Origin of the sequence: Paenibacillus lutimineralis, from assembly GCF_003991425.1 — a bacterium.
Taxonomy (GTDB): domain Bacteria; phylum Bacillota; class Bacilli; order Paenibacillales; family Paenibacillaceae; genus Fontibacillus; species Fontibacillus lutimineralis.
Genome location: NZ_CP034346.1, coordinates 554145 through 574631, shown reverse-complemented (window position 1 = coordinate 574631; position 20487 = coordinate 554145). Strand labels below are relative to the sequence as shown.

Annotated in this window: 14 protein-coding genes; 5 read left to right on the top strand and 9 right to left on the bottom strand. The window is 46.1% G+C overall.

The window, feature by feature from the left end:
• The first annotated feature begins 41 nt into the window (after window positions 1–41).
• The 3 genes from EI981_RS02485 (at window position 42) to EI981_RS02475 (ending at window position 5623) form a co-directional block, all read left to right on the top strand.
• Entirely contained in the window at window positions 42–1955 is a 1914-nt protein-coding gene (locus EI981_RS02485) for a cache domain-containing sensor histidine kinase (protein WP_227011660.1), read from the top strand.
• Window positions 1930–3543: a response regulator gene (locus EI981_RS02480; protein ID WP_126995130.1), complete on the top strand. Its 1614-nt coding sequence runs from the start codon at window positions 1930–1932 to the stop codon at window positions 3541–3543. Before EI981_RS02485 ends, EI981_RS02480 begins: the two co-directional genes overlap by 26 nt.
• 343 nt (window positions 3544–3886) lie before the next feature.
• Window positions 3887–5623 carry a putative bifunctional diguanylate cyclase/phosphodiesterase gene (locus EI981_RS02475; RefSeq protein ID WP_126995128.1) on the top strand — a complete coding sequence of 579 codons (1737 nt, stop codon included), beginning with the start codon at window positions 3887–3889 and terminating at the stop codon, window positions 5621–5623.
• Window positions 5624–5722: 99 nt separating this feature from the next.
• On the opposite strand, the gene EI981_RS02470 is transcribed toward EI981_RS02475, so the two are convergent.
• From EI981_RS02470 to EI981_RS02440, 7 genes are all read right to left on the bottom strand, one after another.
• Complete coding sequence (locus EI981_RS02470) at window positions 5723–6574, bottom strand: DUF4179 domain-containing protein (RefSeq protein WP_126995126.1); 852 nt, start codon at window positions 6572–6574, stop codon at window positions 5723–5725.
• The gene (locus EI981_RS02465; protein WP_193556425.1) at window positions 6571–7065 is read right to left on the bottom strand and encodes a sigma-70 family RNA polymerase sigma factor; all 495 of its coding nucleotides are present in this window, start codon (window positions 7063–7065) and stop codon (window positions 6571–6573) included. The genes EI981_RS02470 and EI981_RS02465 overlap by 4 nt, the downstream gene beginning before the upstream one ends.
• A 219-nt stretch (window positions 7066–7284) precedes the next feature.
• Entirely contained in the window at window positions 7285–7902 is a 618-nt protein-coding gene (locus EI981_RS02460) for a DUF2812 domain-containing protein (protein WP_126995124.1), read from the bottom strand.
• A complete protein-coding gene (locus EI981_RS02455) occupies window positions 7899–8231 on the bottom strand; it encodes a PadR family transcriptional regulator (RefSeq protein WP_126995122.1) in 333 nt (110 codons plus the stop codon). Before EI981_RS02455 ends, EI981_RS02460 begins: the two co-directional genes overlap by 4 nt.
• 185 nt (window positions 8232–8416) lie before the next feature.
• Window positions 8417–9322 (bottom strand): polysaccharide deacetylase family protein, encoded by a 906-nt coding sequence (locus EI981_RS02450; RefSeq protein ID WP_126995120.1) that lies wholly within the window; start codon window positions 9320–9322, stop codon window positions 8417–8419.
• A 216-nt stretch (window positions 9323–9538) separates the two neighbouring features.
• Window positions 9539–10540 carry a glycosyltransferase gene (locus tag EI981_RS02445; protein ID WP_126995118.1) on the bottom strand — a complete coding sequence of 334 codons (1002 nt, stop codon included), beginning with the start codon at window positions 10538–10540 and terminating at the stop codon, window positions 9539–9541.
• Between the two features lie 213 nt (window positions 10541–10753).
• Entirely contained in the window at window positions 10754–14167 is a 3414-nt protein-coding gene (locus EI981_RS02440; protein WP_126995116.1) for a copper amine oxidase N-terminal domain-containing protein, read from the bottom strand.
• Window positions 14168–14446: 279 nt separating this feature from the next.
• Here EI981_RS02440 and EI981_RS02435 point away from each other — a divergent pair, with 279 nt between their 5' ends.
• Complete coding sequence (locus EI981_RS02435) at window positions 14447–14881, top strand: hypothetical protein (RefSeq protein ID WP_126995114.1); 435 nt, start codon at window positions 14447–14449, stop codon at window positions 14879–14881.
• 87 nt (window positions 14882–14968) lie between these two features.
• Here the strand turns inward: EI981_RS02435 and EI981_RS02430 are convergent, their stop codons facing one another.
• Both EI981_RS02430 and EI981_RS02425 read right to left on the bottom strand, forming a co-directional pair.
• Complete coding sequence (locus EI981_RS02430) at window positions 14969–16864, bottom strand: LTA synthase family protein (protein WP_227011658.1); 1896 nt, start codon at window positions 16862–16864, stop codon at window positions 14969–14971.
• Window positions 16865–17085: 221 nt separating this feature from the next.
• Window positions 17086–19623: a beta-mannosidase gene (locus EI981_RS02425; RefSeq protein WP_126995110.1), complete on the bottom strand. Its 2538-nt coding sequence runs from the start codon at window positions 19621–19623 to the stop codon at window positions 17086–17088.
• Window positions 19624–19831: 208 nt separating this feature from the next.
• Here EI981_RS02425 and EI981_RS02420 point away from each other — a divergent pair, with 208 nt between their 5' ends.
• Window positions 19832–20485, top strand: a complete 654-nt coding sequence (locus EI981_RS02420) for a pentapeptide repeat-containing protein (protein ID WP_227011657.1) — start codon at window positions 19832–19834, stop codon at window positions 20483–20485.
• The last annotated feature ends 2 nt before the right edge of the window (window positions 20486–20487 follow it).

The window sequence follows — 20487 nt, the reverse complement described above, 5'->3', positions numbered from 1 at the left end:
TTACCGCGGGCTTTTGGGTGTCTATAAAGGAGTCGCTAGCTATGATGAGGGGGAAGCGCTTGCGAGCGATTTGGGATTCATTGATGTATTGGATTGGGCGCCGTTCTCTGCAGAGCCGCCTGATCGCTGCCTATATTTTTATCATTTTAGGACCCTGCCTGTTGGTGTCCTTCTATTCTTATAAAGCGATCAACAACATGTATTTGCGCGATGCCGAGGACAAGAGTATCTCCTTACTGGAAATGGAGCAATTGCATATTGATACGCAAATTGAATCTATGGTCCGGGCGGTTGTGGTCGCTTATGAAGACCCGGAGGTAAAGGATTACCTCGCTCATACCAGCGATCCGGATCCCGATGAACTGGTCAACTTCAACAACTATATCTTCAAGAATCTGACACGCATTCAGTATTACAATCCCAACGTGGCACATCTTCGCCTATTCTCCAGCAGTGATATTGTGGAGATTTGGCCGATCTTCTTCCGCGAATACCGTGTAGCCAATGAATCGTGGTATAAGAAGGCCGTACAGATGAAGGGCTTGGAGTCCTGGTCTTTCCAATACAATGATCCGGATCTGATGGAACGGTACATAGGGCAAACGCCTGCGCTTACGCCAAAGGTATCGCTGCTTCGTGAATTGAGCATCCCTGCGGGCCATCATGTCGGTATGGTTCAGGTTGACATGTTGCTGGAGAACTTCAGTCCGAGGACTTACTCGGTCATGCAGGACAGCAAGTCGCAGATGCTGCTTGTGGACAGCGAAGCACAGACATTCACACGGGAGAAGGACTCCTTTCTGAAAGCGAACCCGGAAATGGAAAGTATTATTAAGGAGCGCCTTCAGCGTTATCAGGATACGGGAAAATGGGATATTCGTTATAAGGAGAACGGAAAACAGTTTCTACTATTGCATCAGCGAATTGAACGGATTAATGCCAATCTGATCAATATCGTATCCATGGAGGGTGTGATCCAGGATATATCCCGTACACGTAATCTCCTCATCGGAGCCAATATCGTTTTTATTACGCTGGTCACCCTGATCGCTTATATTCTGAATGCCTTTATTCTAAAAAATCTTCGCCTATTAACGGAGGAGATGAAAAAGGTACGGCGAGGAGAAGCCTACAGTGGAATCTCTATTCGCGGCGGCGGCGAAGTCGGAGAGCTCGCACATCATTTCTCCAAGCTAATGAATACGATTAATACATTGGTCGCTCAAGCGGTATACAAGCAAGCGCTAACGAAGGAAGCGGAGCTGCGCTCGCTTCATAATCAAATTGACGCCCACTTTCTATTTAATACATTGGAAAACATAAAAATGTTAGCCGAAATTGAGAATCAACGAACGATTTCTGATTCGTTAACTTCCCTTGGGGGAATGATGCGATACAACTTTAAATGGTCTGGAGAGTACGCGAAGCTGCGCGATGAGATTCGGCATATCGAGAATTACACGAAAGTGATGAACATCCGATTTGACGAACCGATTCTTCTTAAGCTCGATATTCCTGAAGAGGCCATGGAGCTGGAAATGCTCAAGATGTCCCTTCAGCCGATTGTCGAAAACGCCGTAAAGCATGCTTGGATCGGAGAAGAGTCCGATAAACAAATTTTGATTCAAGTGCTTGATTGGCAGAATCACGACGTGCAGATCATAGTCACGGACAATGGCATAGGGATGCACGCGGAGGATTTGTCCGTCTTAAATCAGGAATTGCAGTCTATAGGGATGAATGATAAACTTTTCCGCAGTTCCGGACCAGAGGCGAATCGTAATGGAATTGGCCTTCGAAATGTGCAGGAGCGTATTCGATTATATTACGGCAACGAATACGGCCTTCGAGTATTCAGTGAACAAGGTCAGTTCACAACAGTTGTGATGTCCTTGCCAAAGGTACTGCTAACGGGGAGGGTAGGCATGAATGACAAATTTGATAATCGTGGATGATGAGAAAAATATTCGTCTGGGTCTGAAAACGATGATTGAACGCGAATTTCCCGACCAGTTTGCATTATTTACGGCTACTCAGGGCGCTGAGGCGCTCGAGCTATATCGGGATCATGGGGCCGAGATTATTATTACTGATATCCGGATGCCTATTATGAATGGAATCTCTTTGATTGAGAAAATATCGACAGAGCCTCTGCCAGCGAGTCAAGATGAGCGGCCGCTAATCATTATTTTGAGCGGATATGAGGATTTTGAATATGCCAAAGCAGCGATCAGGTATCAGGCGATCGATTATCTGCTCAAACCGATCCACAGAGATGAATTGTTCACTGCGCTGCGCAAATGTAACGATCACCTGGCAAGACGCTCTCTCATTGCCGAGCAGATGGCCATTACTGAGGGCTATCGGCTGCAGGTTCAATTGGTACGCTTGCAGGATTTGTTGATGCAGCGGGATTTGTCGGAGAATGAGATCCGGTTGTGGAACAAAGAGATCAACTTTGAGCAGTATGTCCTGCCCTTCTCGGTCGCTGTGCTAACCTATCAATACGAAAACGGCAGCCGGATCAAGAAGGAAGGATTGAAGACCCTCGCTGAGGATCTGTTTGTAAGTGTAGAGGGCAAGCTAAACGCCTCTCTACTGGACCGTGAAGGAAGAGTTGTGCTCGTAGGAGGATCGCAGCAGAAATTTGCAGACATGTCGCTTTTGGCCAGCAGCAAAGGGCTTAATGGGTTATTGATCGGCGTCAGCGAAGAGGGAAATCGATTGGAGGATCTCGCCAAATGCTACAGACAAGCAAGCGAGTCTCTGAACTACTCCTTTATATATCCCAAGACTCGTCTGATCTGGTACTCCGAGCTCCCGAGGGAACGGCAGTTCTACGCTATACCTATGGAGGATATTCGCAAGCTGGGCAACATTCTGGGTACAGGCCGGGAAAAAGAGATCGGACCACTCTTGCATCATATCTTTCGGATTGATCAGTTGGCAGGGATTGATACTCAATATCTGGAGGCTGTCAGCAAGCAAATCAATGAACAGGTCCTTGATGAGGTATTCCGAATATATGGAGAAGCATCTGTAGAAGTGATCAAGTTGTATCGCAAGGTTGGCGACCTCTCCAATTTCGACCATTTTCACAATTATTTCAGATCGTTGGAGCAGCTTCTGTCTAGTCTGGACAAATACATCAAGGAGATCCGATCGGCTCATACCGAGCATGGGGATATGAAGGAAGCTGTGGCTTTTATCGAAGAAAATTATCATCGTCCGCTGAATATGGCTATGGTAAGCAATCACGTATCTCTGAATTATTCCTATTTTAGCGAAGCGTTCAAAACTTTTACTGGAGAAAGCTTCGTGACTTACTTGAAGAAGGTGCGCATTCGCAAGGCGAAGGAATTAATCGGAAATGGATCGCTGAAGATAGCAGAGATCAGTGAAGCGGTCGGATTTGAAAATACGAGGCACTTTTCACGAGTGTTCAAGGAATTAGAGGGCATATCTCCTTTTGAGTACCGAGGCAAGCTGTTTTTAGAGAGTGAGCGGTTCACCCCTCAGGAGCATTCGGGTAACGGGGAATAATAAGAGTGGTATGCGATTTCTCGCTGAATGCGCGAAATCGCTTCTTTATGTTCGCCAGAGCTAGTACTTATCTACTACATTTACAAACTGTTCAGAACAATCGAACTACGTATCGCTCCGAATATGGTAATATCATCTTAGACAATACATAATTTTGCTGGGGAACGATGAGTTCTACCATTGATTTCCTTTCGGTTCAGCATGTATGATGTGGAAGAGAGGTGCTCCCAACCGAACATCGTCCGAAAGAGTCAATTTCAACACGACCCTGATTATTTGAGTAACACGCTTCATGAAATTGGTTCTTTTACATATTTCATTACGGTTGTTAGGGGGTATTAGTATGGACCAAGCGTCAGATTATACGCATATTGAGTCAATTATCAATTCCTCGGCCCTGCTCCGATCCATCGATATGATGGGTGTTGGGATAGCTATTACGGACCCTAGGCTCAAGGACAATCCCTTAGTATATGTCAACCAGGGATTCGAGAAGATTACTGGATATAAGCGTGAAGAAGTCCTCATGCGCAATTCCCGCTTTCTACAGGGGGAAGAGACGGACAAACGTCATCTAGGAGTGATCAGGCAAGCGATCAAGGAAGGCCGAGCGGATACGGTGACAATTAAGAACTACCGCAAAGACGGATCCACGTTCTGGAATCAGTTCATTATTAGCCCGATTCTGAATCCCGACGGAGAATTGATCTATTTTATCGGCTTACAGTTCGATGTAACGGAAGAAATCGAAGATCGTAACGCCTCCAAACAGAGGATCCGTCAACTCACGTATTTTGACGCTGTCACAGATCTGTTGACCATGAGCCGATTCAGTACAGTGATGAAAGCCAGCTTAGAGCAAACTAAAGACGAGCAGAAGACAGCAGCCGTGCTTAGAGTAAATCTGAATCGCTTCCGATATATTAATGAGAGCTATGGAGAGCGTGCTGGAAATGAACTGTTGAAGGGAGTCGGAGATCGCATGCGTGCTACCTTCCCGGAAGGAACACCGATTTGCCGCAGCTTCGCCGATGAGTTCATCATTCTGTTATCCAGCCTGTCTGATCCGTTGCAAATACATAAAATGGCCTGCGAATTATGCGAGGCGCTTAGACATTCCTATCTCGTCAATGGGGAGAAAATTCATGTCGGATTCGGCATGGGAATCAGCATTTTTCCGGATGACGGAACCGATGTAACCCAGTTGTTGAAGCATGCGGAATTAGCGATGAAGGAAGCGAAGCTAGCCTCTGTACAGGAACCGCACTACTTTGATTATTACTTAATGGATAAGCTGCTGGAAAGAGTTCAAATCGAGAAGAAATTGCCGCTTGCCTTGGAGAATGGTGAATTTGAGTTATATTACCAGCCCAAAGTCGATTCATCCAGCCTGGTCTTGACCGGCTATGAGGCTCTTATTCGTTGGAACGACCCCGATCACGGGCGAATATTGCCCTCTACCTTCATTCCTGTGGCTGAAGATACTGGATTTATTGTACAGCTTGGAGAATGGGTATTGCGTGAAGCCTGTCGGACGAATAAGGCCTGGCAGGAAGCCGGCTATCCGAAGCTGCCGATCTCTGTTAATGTCTCGGCGATTCAATTTCGGCATCCTAGATTCGTACATATCGTAGAGGCGGCGCTGGAGCAGACCGGATTAGCCCCGCAGTACCTCGAACTGGAAGTTACTGAGTCGATTCTGAATGATCCGGTAATTATTAAGAATAAGCTGGACTACCTGAAGGAACGGGGAATTTCACTATCCATCGACGACTTCGGTACAGGTTATTCTTCGATCTATTACTTAAAAGAACTGCCTCTTCAGGTGCTCAAGATCGATCGGACCTTCATCACGCAAACACCAGAAAATCCAAGGGATACGGCTCTGCTCCTATCCATTATTCAGCTTGGCAAATCGCTGGGCTTAACGGTGCTCGCCGAAGGAGTCGAGACGGAAGAACAGCTCAAGTTCCTCCAGGCCCATGGCTGCGATCAAATACAAGGATACTATTATAGTCCGCCATTAAGTAAGGAGAAGATAGAAGCATTGCTATACGAAGAAACGTTGTCGCTGAAGTAGCGTCGCGCTGCATGTAGCAGCTTCTTGAAAGCAAAGGAGAGCTGAAGGTATCCCCTTCAACTCTCTTTTTATTTATCAGACGGTTATTCACTAGCATTATTATTGCGGGTTCTCATTGCTCATCCAGCTATCTACTTGCAGCGTCTCATAATAATCCTCGCGTTCAGACAATTGATGAAGCATCTCCTCGGCCTCGGCCCGAGATGCAAAGCCGCCGATCGCCAGCACGAACTTACCGCTCTTCGTCTTGATGACCGAACTTCCATCCTGAGCATATTGCTCATCCAGCATACCAAGCGATTCACCCTGCTCCATCTCCTGGCTGCGGACATAGAAAACTTCGTGAGGCTCCGCCTGCTTGGCAGTACCGAACAGCTTCAATTGAATATAACCAGGCTCCTTGTATTCAGACACAGAATAATCGATATTATCCTTAAGCTCAACGACGAAGCGGATTGCGGAGTCATCCAGAATAACATTGCTATACACGTCCTTCACATTCGAGAGAGAACGAATATCCTGTTGCAATTTCTGCAAATCCAGATCGCGGACGCCGTTGAAGTTAAAGATCAACCGGTTCGGTGCTTCCTTATAGTCCACCGTATATGCAGGTACGCTGGCGATCTGTTCTCCATCGACGGTGAAGTGAATATCCAGCGCATTCTCTTGAACCGACGTACTCACCTTGGCCCCATCCGTACGTTCTCCCCCGCCTCCAACCTGCAGAACCTTGACGATCGATCCTACAACGGGTACATCGGATAACGCCATGGCCACACCTGGTACATTAACGGCGATCATTAATGCAGCACATGCTGCGACAAGAGTGGAAGTTCCACGAATCATTCTTCGGTTCCGTTGGTGAGCCCGCCCGCGCTGCGTTGCCTCTTCAATAACGTCAGAGAGCTGAGAAGGAATTTCTATATTTTCATAGCGTTCTTTTCCGGTCATAGCATATCTACCTCTTCCTTGATTAATTGTCTCTTCAGCTTATCCAGTATCCGGTAGAGTCTCGTCTTCACAGTGCTCTCCGGCATCGACAGAACTTCGGCCATATCCTTGAACCGCTGATCTTCGAAATATTTCAAAATAATAAAGGCCTTATCCTCCGGCTCGAGACGATCCAGCGCCTCATAAAGATCCCATCTGTCCTCCAGTGGAACCGGATCCTCCTTGGCGGAGAACTCCACCACGCTGTCTTCCATGTAGGTGTATTTCTTGTGTCTTCTCATATGGTCCATGGCGCAGTTAATGACAATTCGGCTGATCCAGGTCTCGAAATACTGCGGATTATCTAATCTTCTGTATGCGAGATAGGCCTTATAGGTCGCCTCCGATACGATCTCTAGCGCCTCCTGCTCATTCTTCACATAACAGTAGGCAAAGCGGTACAGCTTCTCCTTGCACGCTCCGATCCGTTCGCTGAACTGTTGCTCCGTCATTTGTGCTGTTTCTTTATTCAGTTGGTTCACCCCCAATTGGATCGCAAATCCTTTGCTTGTTACAAGCTTGGCTTGCTGTTGTGCTCGTTAGACTGAGAAGAGGCAGAAAAAGTTTCAAAACTTCTTTCATTTTTTCTGTACCAGGCAGAAAAAGGCGAAAAAGCCCCCATAGGACCGATATTATGGTCTCTGGGAGGCTCTTGCTCTTATAAGGTAGCTCTAGTGTCCTTGCTGCGTCTTCTCATATTGCTTCTTTGCTTTATAAGCGAAAATCACATACACCAGAATGAAAATCGGTAAAATCACCCAACCGAAGCCGCGGAAAAAGGCGAATGGTGTCTCGAATAGAAATGCTCTCCAGAAATGCGTCCCGCTCATCTCCCAAAGTCCTGGCGTATAATAGAGAAGCTTAGGCTTAATAAAAGCAGTGATGTTAATCGCACCCGTGGATATCAATACCGCGAACAAAGGGATGAAGCAGCCAGCCAGCGACAGCCACATTTCCGAGAGCCGCTTATAGCGCGCCGCTTTGGAGTCTACGTCCGAGAATATATCTTCATCTCCTTGATCCATCACTTGCTTGAAATATTGAGCTCCCGAGCTCTTCGTCCCAGCGATATGCTTCCAGCCGCTATCCTCGAATAACATCCGATAATCCTCGAAATCTTGTCTATTCTTGAAGGTCCGATAATCAATCCGGTAATTTGCCTCCTCGGGTGATCCTTCAGCGAATTCATAGCTATAGGCTTTATTCACGAGCTGATGTCCTGAACGAGCCACCTCGTTCAGCCACTTCTCTTCACGGTCAAAATCGGTAAAAAATTTATATTTCTTCATATTGCTCCCCCTCTTTCCTGATCCATAAGCATCCCTGTCATCTCAATCATATGGCGCATGCGTGCATAATCCTGAAGCAGAATATCACGCCCCAATTCGGTAATAACATAAACCTTGCGGCGGCTATCCTCGCTGCGTACGGGCTGGATCAGCTTCTGCTTCAGCAGATTGTCCACCGCCCCATATAACGTCCCGGCTGCCATATGTACCTGACCAGCGCTCAACTCCTCCACCTTCTGAATAATTAAATATCCATGGGCCGGCTCAAGCAAAGCCAGCAGTATATAATAAACCGTCTCTGTCAGCGGTAAATTTTTATCCCGTTTCATATTACGTTTCCCCCTTTATTCAGTCGAACTATATATCGTTGAACTGTATAGTTATACTATATACAGTTACACTGTATAATGCAATAGGTAAATCAGATTCTCTAAAAATTTACTGTGTTCACGAAAAAAGGAGCTATCCCATGTAGTCTTGACGACTCACAGGACAGCCCCTGCTGCTTTCCGATTTATTTCCCTTGTCTCTGTACCTTCTGCAATGCATTCCATGAGGTCCGAACGATTCCCTGCTCTTCAATCACCTGCTGTACTTCTTGGTCACGGAACAGCTCATAATCCCATTGCCGCTTCTCCCATTCGTGATGGACCGCTTTAAGCTCCTCGCTCGCAATCGCCGGGTGAATCAGAATTTCCGACACCCCAGGCTGCAAATTCTGCAGCACTTCAATCATGCTCTGTTTATAGCTATCATACGTCTCCCCCGGCAGTTTCCCGAAGGGTAGACCAATCAAATGGTCTAGAATAACGACGCCCATACGGTCGGCCAGAGCCGTAACCTGATTCGTCACTTCTATTGCCTCGGGAGGTATTTTCTCCATATCGGGCAGCGCTCTTGGCATGCGGAAGGGCAGCCCGTACCAAGCACAAATCTCAAAGACAACATCCAGGAACTGCTTGCCAGTCGCCAGGCCATATAGGCTGCCCATATGATTATCGAGATGCGTCGGATTGACTCCCATCGCCAGCGCAGCTTCAATCTGATTGACGATCTCTAGGCGCACCTGCTCAGGCTCAGCCTGCTCTTCAAATGTTTTACAGTCCGTCGGGAAGTACCCTTCCTTCGTTACCAGTGATCTTACATCGCCATTCCTTGTTACGGGTCCCCATTTATAACCGCTCCATTCGCTGGTGAAGGTCAAGTGCACGCCAACATCATATTCATTATGATTCGCGCTCCAGACCGCAGCTTCCTTTGCCCATCCACAGGGCATCATAATTGTTGACGAAGAGATAATCCCTTCCTGGAATAGCCGCTGAACCGCCAGATTCTCCGAATGACACATACCGTAATCATCCGCATTTACAATTAACAATTTCGCGTCATCTTCGTACCCCAAGCTGTGATTCAAACTCATCCTGCATTCTCCTCCCGCCCATAACCTCATCATCCCAAAATTATAAATTATAGCGCTTACAAAATAAGAATCACTCTTACGGGTGATTAACCCGAGAGTGCCTACTACGTATCTCTACCCATACCCTAAAAACAGGGCTACTCTATACATATGAAATAACCTTTTCCCAATTTCCTCAATTCGGATGATTTCGCTTGTTCTTCAAATAATTTGCATTTAATTACTCAACCACTGATCAAAAAAATTCTCATATCCTTGCTTCATCACTGTAGATGAAAATTTACCAAAAGCGTACTCGCGATTATGTACGGAAGTCTGTTGTGGCAGGGCCGCCGCCATATTAACCAGCTCAAACCAGTTCTGCTCGTTGCCAGCAAAGGCATGCCGCGAGCTAATGTGATCATAGCAAGGGTGCTCTGGTTTGACCACAATCTTCCCCATCGCCAGCGCCTCGGTCAACGGCATCGCAAACGTATCGAATTTAGAACAGCTCCAGTACACCTTGGCCGAGTTCATCAGCTCAAATACTTCCGCCTGAGTCAGAGCAAATTTCAGCTTCACATTGTGAGAAATATCGTATTTCTTCATACTTTCCTTGTAGCGCATTCCGCCGAACACCATATAAACCTCTTTGTCCGGGTTCTGTCTGGCATATTCCAGCACGAGATCCGGGCGACGATTCTCTTCATCACGGCCGATCCATAATATGCGATTAGCCACGACAGCATTCGGGTCGTAATACCGATGGGCTAATTCCTCACTGAAGCCGATGGGGATCACATCCACGTCGCTAACGCCAAATACCGTATCCAGCTGGCGCTTCAGAAAGTCTGTCTGCACAACCGCCTTGTCTACGATGCTATAGAAGGGCTTCATCATCTCATAACCTGTTAGGGCTGGGTCAGGAAAGCTATGTGGAAACAGCACGCTATTCTTCAGGAACATCTTCAGGAAGGTGAACCCGGATACCGTATAGATCACATGCTCGATACGCTCTGCGTAAATCTGATCAAGAACAATATCGTAATTGACCAGATCCCCCTTCTCATGCTCGTATCCCGGAATCCAGTCGTGGCCACTGACATGCCGCTCAGGAGAAATAAAGACGATCTCGATTCCCAGCTCTTTAGCGATACTCCGCAGCCGTTCGGCAAATACCCTGGGACCCTGCGCCTCCGCAAATTGAATTTTACGCATTACTAAACCGACTTTCTTCATGAATCCACGTCCACCTTATCCTAAATTTTGGTATTAAAGCTTGTCCCTTTATTGTACAACTACTTGATTGCCCTATGCCAGTCTACGCCATTTATTCCGGGATGCAGTCGCAGGGATGTGCTCTGCTGCGCACACAAGAAGGGACTCCTTCTTATGGTCCATGAAGCACCATTGAGGAGTCCCTTTTGTGGAGAATTTATTTTAGCCTATCTCTTAAGATTGTGCGTCTTGAGATGGGGCTGGTGTTACCACGTTTGTGATAAATGGTTGCGATAATGAGGATTTTTTAGCATTGATCCCGTTGGCTTTGGATAACACGTAAATTTTATATTTTTTATCTGTACTCACCACAAGCTTAGCTTCCACCGAATCTTTAGACACTTTTTGAGAGTAAACAGCCGTGTTTAAGTTGTTCAAAGTCAGATCTAAGCCATCATTAACGACAAATACTTCATACTCGGAAATATTTGTGTCTATAGCTGGTTTGTTAAACTTAACCGTAATGCCGTTAGCATCAGCATCCGCAGTTGTTATTGTGGCCGCCTCAACCGTGATATCATCTGGATTTGGCGAGAGTGTTACTGCGTTAGATTGTTTTGACAATGCATTGGCTCCTGTCTTAGCTACGGTCATTACTTTAGCAACATACGAGGTTCCAACTACAATAGGATTCCCAGAGGCATCTTTTGAAGTCATCAAGGTTTGCACAACATCATTATTATTGGGTCTAATTATGGAGTACCAGCTGCCATCTTTAATGCTTTCGGCACTCTGTTGATTGAAAGTACCGGCCCACCCCTCTGGAATCATAAACACTCTATACTCTTGTACATTCTGCTCATCCTTGACTTTCTTAAAACTGACCTCGATATCACTATACTTACTTCCTTTAGCATTTAACACTACTTGCCCTACTTCATCAACTTTTGCAAGATTAGTCAATTTAATAACATCGGAAGGAGAGGACAAGTTATACATTCCTTTGGAGCTTCCCGTACCTACTGACAATACGTAAACACGATACTCTTTATCGTTGGCAATTAGGTTACCATCCGTATCTCTATCACCATTTCTCAAGTTCAAACTATATAGACCTTTATTTACGTCAGTAAAATAAGAAGCTTTAATGGCTTCGTTTACACCAAAGCCATTTGCCTTTGAGGCAGGGACAACGAGAATACGGTAATTACCTATATTGGATTCATCGGAAGCCTTCGTGAACGAAACCTGCAAATCTCGGCCATCTCCATAATCACCTACATCGCTTGCTCTAACATTGCTCGCCGCTTGAACGGCTTTATTATTTTTACCAAGCGCAATTACGGATGAAGCAGAAGACAACGCGTTAGCGTTCGAGGAATTTCCGTTTGCTACAGTCAGTACATAGACACGGTAGCTGGTGCCTTCCGTAATGTAGTTGCCGCGCACGTCCTTGGCCCCATCCAGGGTCCGGGTTACCGACCTGTTCCCGCCTCTGCCCTCTATTGTGTAATAAGAGCTGCTATTAGCTTGCGACAGACTGAAGCTGCTGTAATAAGAAGTAGGCACAACCAGAATCCGATATTGATTGACATTGGATTCATCGGAAGGCTTCGTGAACGTTACCTGTAGGTCACGGCCATCTCCATAATCGTTCACATCAGCGACAGTCAGGTTCGATACGGCTTGCACATTGTAGTTCTTACCGAGTGTAATCGTAGACGATGCCGAGGACAGCGCATTGCTGCCGGAATAGTTGCCATAGCCTACTGAGAGAACATAGACGCGGTAGCTAACACCTTCCCTGATGTAATTGCCACGCACATCCCGTGTAGATGATGTGAGCGCCTGCCCATAAGTGTAATTCCCTGTCTTGTTCACCTGCGTGTAATAAGAGCTGGATACATTATTAGCATCTGACAAGCTGAAGCTACTGTAATAAGAAGTAGGTACGACCATGATCCGATAATGGCTAATATTAGATTCATCTGCCGCCTTATTGAAAGAAACATAGAGATCACGACCGTCCCCATAATCATTCACATCGCTGGCATACAAATTCGATACTGTACCTACATTGTTGCTGTATAGTGTAATCGCATTGGAAGCAGACGATAACACGTTATTCCCTGAGTTCTTAGCTACGGCCATAACGAATATACGATAGCTGACCCCATTTTGAATGGTATTACCATCTGTATCCCGGGCTCCGGATGAGAGGACCTGAGTAATGTTGTAGCCCGTCTTGTTCACCTGCGTGTAATAAGAGCTGGACAGATTGTTCGCCTTCGTTAATGTGAAGTTCGAATAGTTGTTGGCTCTAACCACAAAGATCCGGTAGGAGCTGATGTTAGATTCATCAGACATTTTGTTGAAGCCAATCCGCAGGTCGCGTCCATCACCGTAGTCACTAATATCATCGACTTGAGTAATAACCGGAGTAGACACTGTGTTTGGACTAAGTGTTACCGACGATGAAGCTGACGATAGCTTATTAACGGCTGAATTAGTGTTGCTTACAGACAGAACGAACGCTGTATAAGGTACGCCGTTCTTAATGTAATCGCCGGAGGTATCACGTGCCGAGGAAGACAGAGTGCCTGTCATCGTGCTGCCGTTGCTCCCCGATTTATATACTGTCGTATAGTAGCTGCTGGATAAATTATTCGCAGTAGTAAGACTGAAATTGTTAGCATCTTTAGTCTTGACGATAAACACACGGTAATTCGAAATATTGTTGTCATTCTGCGGACGAGTGAAGCTGACTGAGATGTCACGTCCATCACCGAAGTCGCTAATATCGCTCATCTTCACATTTGTTACCGCTGCAACCGAAGACACATCTGTTAGAGTAATCTTCGGAGAAGAGCTCGACAATGCGCTGGAATATGAACCTTTCCCAACAGCAAGTACATAAACCACATAAGGCTGATCATTTCTAATATAGTCTCCGTCTACATCCCGTGAACTCTGCGATAAGGTTACCGCACGATCCGAATTTGCAGTCGACACCGTTGTATAATTCGAAGCGGAGACATTCAGAGCTGACGCCAGATTGAAGCTTTTTGAAGCCTTCACTACCAGAACCCGGTAATGATCAACGAGTGACTCCGTAGACGATTTGGAGAAGCTGACCTCCAGGTCACGCCCATCCCCTTGATTACCGATGTCTCGAGCTGATACATAGCTCACTGGAGAAATACTGGTGTTGATTGGAGTGTCAGATTTAATAGTTACGATCTGATCTCTCGAATTCCAGCCCACATCCTGACCAAGCGCTTCACTAACGAAGCGGACCGGCACCATTGTTCTGCCTCTCAATGTCTGTGCTGGTACATCAAGCGTAACTGTCTGGTCATTAATCGTAGCTACCTTCGATTTAATCTTAAGAACTACCGTTGTATCTCCCTTAATCCCAGTAACGGTTTGACTCTTTTGATTCCAATACACTCTTGCATCCAATGCCTCAAAAATTGCTCTAAGCGGCAGCATGACACGCCCTTGAACCATCACTGGTGGCACATCGGTCTTCAATTGAACCCCATCCACATAGATCGTGATGGCCTTAGCCGCTTGTGCGGTCGCTGGCTGCAGCAATAACGGGACAACAAGTATCGCTGCAAGAAGCATAGTCCATATTTTCTTCAAAAATTCCACCCTCCCTCATGCCCTTCGATTAATCTGGCATGATAATTATCATCGTCTAATTTAACGCAACAACAGGCATAAAAGTTTCTTCTTTTTCCCTTGTAAAGAAAATTTAACACAGCAGGTACAACATTGAAACCATTCGGCCTTATTTTTCGCACTAATTGTATCTTTTTTGCAATATAAAATAATAAATGAAACCTTCCCGTCTTCCTCAACGTATTATTCATAGTACAAGGTCAACCTCTATATAGTACGATTGGAGAGGATTACATTTCTATGATTATAAAACGAATCGTTATAGTAGGGACGATGGCTTGCTTCATTACATTGGGTTCAGGTCTATCGGGACAGACTGCTGCAGCAGCCAAAGCGCTGGCGCTTATCCCGGTCAAGCAAGCTGACCAGAATAATAGCAATTCCAAACAGAAGAAAAGTGACCCACTTATTCATGCAGTAGGTATAGCTAATAGCGAGGATCATACAGATGGATTATACGAAGCACTGACGGCAGGCAACTCTCTTGCCGATATCGCTATATCCAATCAGAAGGATGTAGATTCGGTCATCAGCCTGCAAGTATCTCAGCTGCAAGAACAGCTGGATCAGAGATTGGCCGATGGTCATATCTCCATCGAGGCCTATCAGCAGCAATCACAGGAGCTTGTCGCGATTATAAGCGAAAGCGTTGCCAAGAAGTACCATATATTCTAGTTTGATCTGTCTATTAATTAAGCCCCGCAGAAGCCTGCGGGGCTTAATATTTGAAATAGCATGCTTGTTAGAGGAGAGGTTGAACGATTATCCTCTCTTGGGCAGCAGCTTCACATACTGATCGGACAGACCCATCAGCTTCATAATGTATTCGTAGTCGCTGCGATACTTCGAGAAGTCGGCGACAGGTTTAAGCGTCTTGATCGAGACAGCGGAGCCATCATCGAAGCCTTGACCCGGAACGAACATGACATCGTCATTGAAGAAAGACCCGGTCGGCAAATAATATCGCATACCGACTACATTGCGGTCGATATTAAGCAGATCTTGGCCCAGAGCTGTAAAGCCTTCATCCTGTGAAGAGATGCCCAGCAAGTTCAATGCCGTTGGCATAATATCTAGTTGACCGCCAACACGCTCTGCACGGATACCCGGCTGCTGTCCGGGAATATGCATAATGAGCGGAATATTGAAGCGGCTCACCCGGTCATCATAAGCGATACCCAGCTTCTGCTCAATCTCGCTAGCGCTCGTATCACTCGGCTGTACTCCGAAATGGTCCCCATAGATGACGAGCATCGTGTCGTCCCACATGCCAGTCTCTTTTAACTGGTCTATCAACTGTCCGATTGCGTAATCCGTATAATTCATTGCCGTAATATAATTCCCCAGATTCGTTCCTTCGATATCTTCTGGAAGCTGTATCTGTCTCCTGTCTTCAGGGACAATAAAAGGAGAATGACTGGATGTCGTCACGAATTGAGCATAGAATGGCTTGCCTTCGCTATCGATCTCCTTCAGCTTCTCTACGCCAACCCGATACATCTCTTCATCCGAAGCGCCAAAATCGTTAAAGTGATCATTTTCGTAATAAGGCTTGTCGTAGTACTTATCAAAATGAAGCGCCGGATATAATTTGTTCCGGTCCCAGAACGTTACATCATTGATATGGAACGTATTCGCCACATAACCATGCTCCTGCAACAACCGAGGCAGACTTGGCAATTCACGGTTCCCGTACCCTGTAGACATCGCTACGGCTGCTGTTGGGTAGATCGAGGTATTCGACATAAACTCCGCATCCGATGTATTTCCCTGGCCGATCTGTTGATAGACGTAAGGGAAATACATCCCTTCCTTAGCAAGTCCGTTCAGTACCGGCGTTACTTCCTGATCACCGATCTTCAGATGAATCGGGAAATTCTGAAAGGACTCCAGCTGAATGACTATCAGATTCTTCCCCTTGGCCGCACCAAAGTATTGGGGTGTCCCCGATGCCTTCTGATCGCGGTAAGGATACGTGTTCTGCAAAGCGTGAATCTCGCCAGCTGTCTCCTCCAGATTCCCCTCCTGGATCTTTCTCTCTTCTTTCTGATTACGAAGAACCGCATCGATCTGATAGTTCAAGAAACCGATCTTCTCACCACGAACCAATTCATTATCGATGTCTTTGCCGGAACGAACATATAGCACCGATGCACCGACACAGAGGATTAACCCGGCAGCTACCCCGATGACCCAGCCGCGGCTTCTGCCGCCTGAATCACGACGCTCCATAGAGAAGCTGAGTCTGCGACTCCGACGATTGGAGACCATCTTGCGAACGATATATACGATGAATAACACCACAAAATCAACAAAATACAAAAACTGCTCCGGCCGCAGCAACGCGTTTACACTGCCCCGAATCTGCGGAACCTGATTCAATTCACCCAGTACAGCGTAGGTTGGAATCGTCCCAAAGTGGGCGAAATATAAAGTAGCTGCGAACAGCATAAGGGAAAATATGAAATTAAAACTAGTATATACGATCCCTTTTCTCTTAATAGGGAACAATAAGTCAACAAGACAGAGAAGAGCCAATGCAGATAGCGCCTCGGCAGGCACTCCCCCCAAATGAACTCCATCGTAGAAGAAATAACGCATCAGGCCGATTTTAAGTAATATAAGCAGGAACGTAGCAGTAAATTTCCATCGGTTCATAATTCGGTAATTTTCCATCCTCATTTCATCTCTTTCTAGTATTGGTCAAGTCAACATTATAACAGCAATGAGCAAGATTATCTAACTTGAACAGATTGGCAAATACCGCCTCTAAAGTGTGGAAACTAAAAAAAGAGGCTGAACTATTCAGCCCCTCAAATAGTAAATCCATTATCTCGCCGCGTGATTTAGAAGCCAAAGATTGAATACTCCAGATGATACTACTTAATAAAGTCTACCATAGACCTCACTGTAACGTCGCCCGGAATACCCTCAACAAATGGCCTCTCTTCATTACTGCGTTGATAGAATTGTATAGTCATCGGCACCCCAGGAATCAGATCGAAGAAATTGTCTGAGAATATTCCCTCTTCCTGTGCAGATAGCCATACCTGCCTAGCTAACGAATCGCTCTCCAGTGTGAAGGAGGTTCCTTTTGTCCCCGGAACTTCACGTATCGTGATGCGCGGCTGCGGCAGTTCAATATCCCTGAATCCGGCAAAATAAAAGATATTACTCGTCAGCAACTCATGCTCTCTCTCCAGACTAATCAACAGGACGGATTGCTGCGGATCACTCGACTGAAGCAACGATTCTCTTGACACAGTTTTAATCTGTACTGAGGAATCCGGCTCCAATACAATAGTCTCATCCCCTTCATACCATACTCTTCCATGGAAATCGAACAACTGCAGCCGCAATCTGGCAGATACCTGCTCTCTGAGATCATTTACCGCATAGACAATAATTTCTCCCTCTGGCGATTCCAGTACGGACAGCATAATATCGCGATAGCTTCTCTGTACCGTATATTGCAGCGCCTTCCACCGCCCATAATAATCCATTCCCGCCCAAGAGGCGACAGGCCAGCAGTCATTCATCTGCCAATACAGCGTCCCCATACAGTAAGGCTTGTTCCTGCGATGAGCTTCGATGGCTGTCTTAATCGCTTGAGCCTGTAGAACCTGACTCATGTAGAGAAAAGATTTGAAGTCCTTCGGATCAGGCAGATACTGCTCCATATACTCCTTGATAAGCCGATTGCCGCTACCGTTCTTCTGATGGGCAAGCATAATGTCTGATTCCAGCTCAAGCTGCTCTTCCGGAGCATAACTAAGAACGGACTTAAGCTCGGGAAAAGATTGAAACCCATACTCACTCATAAATCGGCCTATATAACTGTTGTAATTGTCAAATGGTTCTACGGAATGCCACACTCCCCAATAGTGGATATCCCCTTCACCAGATAATGTATTGGCATGCTGATTCTCATCCCGACTCAAACTGCGGAGCGGAGAGGATGGCCAATAGGCGATATTGTGGGCCAAACGGGATACCGTCTCCGGCAGTATACGGTGGAACAGCGTCTCATAGTCCGTCCACAGCTTCTCTCGCTGGTTCCTATCGTAGTTCTGCTTCCAGCCCCAACCGCTCTCTTCTATATAATGAGCCCAGGCTGAATCGATCTCATTATTCCCGCACCATAGGGCAATGCAAGGATGGTTGCGCAGACGCCGGATATTGTATTCTGCTTCCATAGAGACATTATGCAGGAACGCCTCGTCCCCCGGATACATGCTGCAAGCGAACATGAAATCCTGCCAGACGAGTATGCCGTATTCATCACATAGCTCGTAGAAGATATCCTCTTCATAAATTCCGCCGCCCCAGACGCGCAGCATGTTCATATGGCTGGCTGCGGCAGTAGCAATCTCATGACGATATCGTTCATTCGTCACTTCAGGAATGAAGCTGTCATTTGGAATATGGTTGGCCCCCTTCGCAAACACAGGAACACCATTCAGTTCGAAATAAAAAGAGGCTCCTGCCTGATCACGTTCGCGCACAAGACGAATCGTCCGCAGCCCCGTCTTAACCTGCTTTTCGGACACTGGATGGTCCTGCTCCAGAAGCTCCGCCTTGAAAGTATACATGGATGGTTCACCAAGACCACGGCACCACCACAGCTCAGGCTTACTGATCTGCATATCCAGCTCAATGATCTGCGAACTGGATGAGAGCGTCACCTCTCTGTCCCATACTTTACCGTCGGAGGTGATTTGCAGCCTACCTGTCCAGTCAACGGGAGTATGAATCTCTATCTCAGCCGTTAGATCGGCCGCTTGCTCAGATATTTGATTTTGACGGATATAGAGTCCGGTGATCTTCGGCGCCGACCAGCCTTCTAGTCTAGCCTCGCGCCAAATTCCGCAAGTCACGAAGCGAGGTCCCCAATCCCATCCATAATGATACGGAGCCTTCCTCGCGAACACACTGAGCTTATGATCTTCCAGTCCACCTAGCTCAGATTGATCATTTGGAGCCGGCATTTCCATGCCCTGCTTATGCAATGAACCCAGATCCCTGTTTATAGGAGAATGAAATACAACTCTAACCTTGTTATCGCCAGCATGAACATAATCCTTCACATCAACCCGCCAAGCGCGGAACATATTATCAGCGGACAATACAGGCTGTTCGTTTACATAAACATCCGCGTAAGTATCCAACCCTTCAAATACAAGCTGCAAATGTCTCATCCCGGTCCATGACTCGGAAAGTGTTATCGTTGCTTCGTATTCCCAATCCTTCTTGTCGATCCACTGCAATTCGTGTTCATTGACTCCATAGAATGGATCGTTAATGATGCCGTGCCGCAGCAAATCTGTATGTACCGATCCTGGTACTTGGGCCTGGAGCCAAACCGCTTCATCGTATGCTTTGAATTTCCAGTTGCTTAGAACAATCTGCTGGTTCATATTTCCCCTCCATGAAGTAAACGCAATTAAATCGTTTTTTATCTACCCAGAAATAATTTGTTATATATTTGTTATTATATTTATACAACAAAACAAACAAAATAACTATATATATCAAAACAGGCAAAGGTATCTACGAACCCTATATCGAATATAGAAGAACGCTGATTAACTTTTGTTATTACCTATGGATAGGAGACTGCACCTAGTGAACAAGAAGAGAAAAACTTTGAAAATTGAACCGCCCAGAGTAGCTCCAGACGAACTTTCTCTATTAGAACTCCCTGGAATCGGGTCCAATGACAATTACGAAATGGCGCTGGTTCAAGACTGTGTAATAGAGGATCAGGAGGCTAATAAGGCAACCTTTGATATGGTGAAATTTAAAAACGTACTATTTTCAAACACCTCCTTGACCGGAATCGAACTGACGGATGTCATTTTTGAGAAATGCGATTTGTCGAATATAGATTTCAGCGGCGCCATCATCCATCGGACTGAATTCAGGGATTGCAAAATGATGGGCATGAACCTAACGGATGCTACACTGAGAAATGTCGTATTGAACCATTGCCTGGCGGATTACGCAAATTTCAGATTCTCCAACATGAAACAGGTCATTATACAGGATAGCTTCTTACGCAAAGCCGACTTCGGCTATTCCAAATGGTTAAAAGTAGAATTTTACCAAGCTGATATCGATCAAGCTCAACTGTCCGACATAGATTTGAACGGAATCGATCTAAGCGATTGTGCCTTTAACGGACTAGGCGTCAATGTAGAAAATCTGCGAGGCTGTATCATTACCCGTGAACAAGCCTATGTGTTTGCCAATTTGTTCGGACTTATTATTAAGGAGTAACT